At 74.0% G+C, this 4,770-nt stretch carries 2 protein-coding genes and 1 pseudogene; all 3 read left to right on the top strand.

What is annotated here, in order from left to right:
* Positions 1–71: 71 nt before the first annotated feature.
* Positions 72–1,388: pseudogene (locus ACLEQD_RS37145) on the top strand (beta-ketoacyl synthase N-terminal-like domain-containing protein); the annotation flags it as partial.
* 199 nt (positions 1,389–1,587) lie between these two features.
* Positions 1,588–2,223: a hypothetical protein gene (locus ACLEQD_RS37140; RefSeq protein ID WP_410390620.1), complete on the top strand. Its 636-nt coding sequence runs from the start codon at positions 1,588–1,590 to the stop codon at positions 2,221–2,223.
* Positions 2,118–4,770, top strand: a 2,653-nt coding sequence (locus ACLEQD_RS37135) for a condensation domain-containing protein (RefSeq protein ID WP_410390619.1), incomplete at its 3' end; no start/stop codon positions are given. The genes ACLEQD_RS37140 and ACLEQD_RS37135, both read left to right, overlap by 106 nt.

Raw genomic sequence — 4,770 nt, 5'->3', positions numbered from 1 at the left:
CCGCGCCGGACGCCCCCTTCGCCGCGCCCGTCTCCGCGCTGGAGCAGCGCATCGCCGAGGTCTGGGCGCGCGTGCTCGACGTGCCGCGCGTGGGCCTGCACGCGCACTTCTTCGAGGACCTGGGCGGAGGCTCGCTCCTGGTGGTGAAGGCCAGCACGCAGCTGCGCGAGGCCCTGGGACGCGACGTCCCCGTCACCCACCTCTTCGAGCACCCCACCGTCGCGAAGCTCGCCGCGAGGCTGGAGCGCGACGTGCCTCCGCCCCCCGGCCCCACGTCCCGGCCACAGGCCCCGCGTGAAGGCCCGGGAGGAAGCTCCGGCGACATCGCCATCATCGGCATGGCGGGACGCTTCCCGGGCGCTCCGGACGTGCACGCCTTCTGGCGCAACCTGCGCGACGGCGTGGAGTCCATCACCCGCTTCACGCACGAGGAGCTGGAGCCGTCGCCGCTGTTCCCGGACGAACTGCGCAGCCACCCGGACTTCGTCCCCGCGGGCGGCGTGCTGGAGGACGCGGACACGTTCGACGCGTCCTTCTTCGGCCTGTCCCCGCGCGAGGCGCAGTGGATGGATCCGCAGCAGCGCCTGTTCCTCCAGTGCGCGTGGAACGCCCTTGAGGACGCGGGCTACGACGCGGAGCGCATCGCCGCGCCCGTCTCGCTGTACGCGGGCGCGGGCAGCTCCAGCGTGCACCTGCTGTCGCTGCTGGGGCAGACGCGCAAGGACCCGGCCTCGCTGTTCGAGGCGCTGGGGACGACCAGCGGCGAGAACGTGGCCACCAAGACGGCCTACAAGCTGAAGCTCGGCGGCGAGAGCCTCAACGTCTACACGGCCTGCTCCACCGGGCTCGTCACGGTGCACCTGGCCTGCCAGTCCCTGCGCACCGGGCAGTCGGACCTGGCGCTGGCGGGCGCGGTGAAGGTGTCGCTGCCGCAGCGCACAGGCTACCTCTTCCAGGAGGGGATGATCCTCTCCCCCGACGGCCACTGCCGCGCGTTCGACGCGAAGGCGCGGGGCACCGTGCTGGGCAGCGGCCTGGGCGTCGTCGTGCTCAAGCGGCTCTCCGACGCCGTGCGCGACGGGGACCGGGTGTACGCGGTCATCAAGGGCTCCGCGCTCAACAACGACGCGGCGGCGAAGGTCAGCTACACCGCGCCCAGCATCCAGGGGCAGAGCGAGGTCATCGCGCGGGCGCTCGCGGCGGCGGGCGTGGACGCGGGCAGCGTGGAGTACGTGGAGGCGCACGGCACGGGCACGGCGCTGGGCGACCCCATCGAGGTGGCCGCCCTCACGCGCGCCTACCGCGCGCACACGCAGCGCACGGGGTACTGCGCGCTGGGTTCGGTGAAGACGAACATCGGGCACCTGGACACGGCGGCGGGCATCGCCGGCCTCATCAAGGCCGTGCTCGCGCTGCATCATGGTGAGCTGCCCCCCAGCCTCCACTTCCAGCAGCCCAACCCGGAGATCGACTTCGCGCGCAGCCCCTTCTTCGTGAACACCGCGCTGCGGCCGTGGGAGCGCAGCGGGCAGCCGCGCCGCCGCCGCCGTCAGCTCGTTCGGCATCGGGGGCACCAACGCGCACGTCGTGCTGGAGGAGGCACCCACTCAGCAGCCGGCACCCGGCACCCGGCGCTCGCGGCAGCTCGTCACGCTGTCCGCCCGCACGCCCGGCGCGCTGGAGACGGTGGCGCGGGAGCTGGCCGACCACCTGGAGGTCCACGCGAGCGTGGACCTGGAGGACGTGGCCTTCACGCGCAACGCGGGCCGCAAGGGCTTCGAGCTGCGCCGCACGGTCGTGGCGGAGGACGTCACCGGACTCGTGGAGGCCCTGCGCAAGCCGGGCTCGGCGTCCACCGTGCGCGACGTGGACGCCCCGCCCGCGCACCGCGTGGCCTTCCTCTTCCCGGGCCAGGGAGCCCAGGCCGTGGGCATGGCCCGCGAGCTGTTCGACGCCGAGCCGCGCTTCCGCGACGCGCTGGAGTCCTGCCTCGCGCTGCTCCCGGCCGTGGGGCTGACGCAGGACCTGCGCTCCGTGCTGTTCCCCGCCGCCGGTGAGGAGGCCGCGCGGAGGCGGCCCTCTCCGAGCCCCGCTACGCCCTGCCCGCGCTGCTGGCCGTGGAGGTGGCGCTGGCGCGGTGGTGGATGGCGCTGGGGTTCAAGCCCGGCGCGCTGCTGGGCCACAGCTTCGGCGAGTACGCGGCGGCGCACCTCGCGGGGGTGATGTCGCTGGAGGACGCGCTCCGGCTCGCGGTGGTTCGCGGCGAGCTGATGACGCGGCTGCCTCCGGGCGGAATGCTCGCGGTGGGGCTGTCCCCGGAGGACGTGGCGCCGCTGCTCCCCGCCGCGCTGGAGGTTGCCGCGCACAACGGCGCGGACCGGTGCACGGTGTCCGGACCGCTGGAGCCGCTGGCCGCGCTGGAGCGGACGCTCGCGGGCCGGAAGGTGGGCGTGATGCGGCTGGCCGCGTCGCATGCGTTCCACTCGCGCGCGGTGGAGCCGCTGATGCCCGAGCTGGAGCGGGCCGTGTCGGCCATCCCGCTCAAGGCCCCTGCCCTGCCCTTCGTGTCCAGCCTCTCCGGGACGTGGATCCTCCCGGAGGAGGCCACGTCGCCGCGCTACTGGGCACGGCAGATGCGCGAGCCGGTGCGCTTCGCCGCGGGCCTGGACACGCTGCTGCACTCTGGCCATGGGCTGCTCATCGAGGCCGGTCCGGATCAGGGCCTCACGGCGCTCGCGCGGCTGAAGCTGCGCGCGGTGCAGGACACCGTGGCCGTGCCGTCGCTGCGCCGCTCGGGCACGTCCACGTCCGACCTCCAGACGCTGCTGGAGTCCGTGGGCGCGCTGTGGCGGATGGGCGCGAAGGTGGACTGGGACGTGCTGCACGCCCACGGTCCGCGCCGTCGCGTGTCGCTGCCCGGCTACCCGTTCGAGGCCGCGCGGGTCCACCTGGACGTCCGGCCCACGCTGCCCCTGCCGGAAGCGCCGGCCGTGCCCGTGGCGGCACCGGCGCCCGTGGCGCCCGTGGCGCCCGTGGTGCCCGTGGCCGTGTCCGCGCCCGCCAACCTCAGTGACATCGAGCTGAAGCTGACGGAGCTGTGGCGCGAGCGGCTGGGCCTCACGGACGTCGGCCTGGACGACAACTTCCTCGACCTGGGCGGCAACTCGCTGATGGCGGCGCAGCTGCTCACGCGACTGCGCGAGACGTTCCGCACGCAGGTGCCGCTGAGCGACCTGTTCGAGGCCCCCACCATCGCGGGCCTCGCCGAGCGCATCGAGGCCCGGCTCCTGGCGGAGGGCCGCTCCCTCACGCAGGAGGAAGAAGCGCAAGGTCCGGGGACGGCCATCCAGCCCTGGCCCCGCACAGGCGAGCTGCCCCTGTCCTACGTGCAGGAGCGCGTCTGGGAGATGGAGGCGCGGGAGCCGGGCAGCTCGCTGTTCAACGAGCCGCTCGCGGTCCGCATCTCCGGAGCGCTGCGGCCGGAGCTGCTGGAGCGCGGCGTCAACGAGGTCATCCGCCGCCACGAATCGCTGCGCACGGTCTTCGTCCAGGAGGACGGCCGGGGCGTGCCGCGCCTGCTGCCGGAGGTGCGCGTCTCGCTGCCGGTGGTGGACCTGCGCGGCTTCAGCGGGGACCGCGAGGCGGAGGCCCTGCGGCTCGCGCGCATCGAGCCCGCGGCGCCGTTCGCGCTGGACCGGGGTCCGCTCGTGCGCGTGCGCCTGCTGCGATTGGCGGACACGGAGCACGTGCTGCTGGTGACGATCCACCACATCGTCGCGGACACGCTGTCGCTGGTGAACCTCATCCGCGAGGCCGTGGCGCTCTACACCGGCTTCGTGCACGGCGTGTCCGTGCCGCTGCCGGAGCTGTCCATCCAGTACCTCGACTTCGCGCTCTGGCAGCGGCAGGCGCTGGCCGACGGCACGCTCGCGGATCAGCAGGCGTACTGGCGGATGAAGCTGGCCGGACGTCCGGGGGCGCTGTCCCTGCCGCTGGACCGGCCTCGCATCCCGGGAGCGAAGCGGCGGGGCGCGCGGCACTCGTTCGCCTTTCCGCCGGAGCTGGGCGTCGCGCTGAACGCGTTCAGCCAGCGTGAAGGGCTCACCGCGTACATGACGCTGCTCGCCGGCTTCACGGCGCTCCTGGCCCGGTGCTCGGGACAGGAGGACATCGTCGTGGGCACGTCCATTGGCAACCGGACGCGCCCGGAGCTGGAGCCGCAGATTGGCTACGTGGCGCACGCGCTGGCGCTGCGCACGAACGTGGACGGCGACCCGGACTTCCGCACGCTGGCTCTGCGCGTGCGGGACACGACGCTCGCGGCGTTCGCGAACCCGGACGTGCCCTACGAGCAGTTGTTGGGTGAGCTGGAGCCCGGCGAGGAGGCGTCGCTGGGCCGCCTGTTCGACGCCATCTTCCTCCTGCACGCGCAGGGGGTGTCCGCGCCCATCGTGGAGTTCCCCGGCCTGCGGCTGGGCTACTTCGACGTCACCGGCCTGCCCGCGCAGTACGGCACGTCGCTGGCGGACCTCACGCTGCTGATGCGGGAGGACGCGCAGGGCTTCTCCGGGACGCTGGAGTACGCCGTCGACCTGTTCGACGCGGACACCATCGTGCGGCTGCTGTCCCAGCTGGAGGCGCTGCTCTCCGACGCCGTCGCGTCGCCCCAGAAGCCGCTGTCCCGGCTGTCGCTGGACGTGATGCCGGCGAGGGCCCGGAGCCCGGAGCCTCGCGCGGCCGACGCCGCGTCGGTGCCCGCGCTGCTGGAGG

It is taken from the genome of Corallococcus sp. 4LFB (assembly GCF_046520365.1).
Lineage (GTDB): Bacteria > Myxococcota > Myxococcia > Myxococcales > Myxococcaceae > Corallococcus > Corallococcus caeni.
This window is presented reverse-complemented; position numbering and strand designations above follow the sequence as displayed.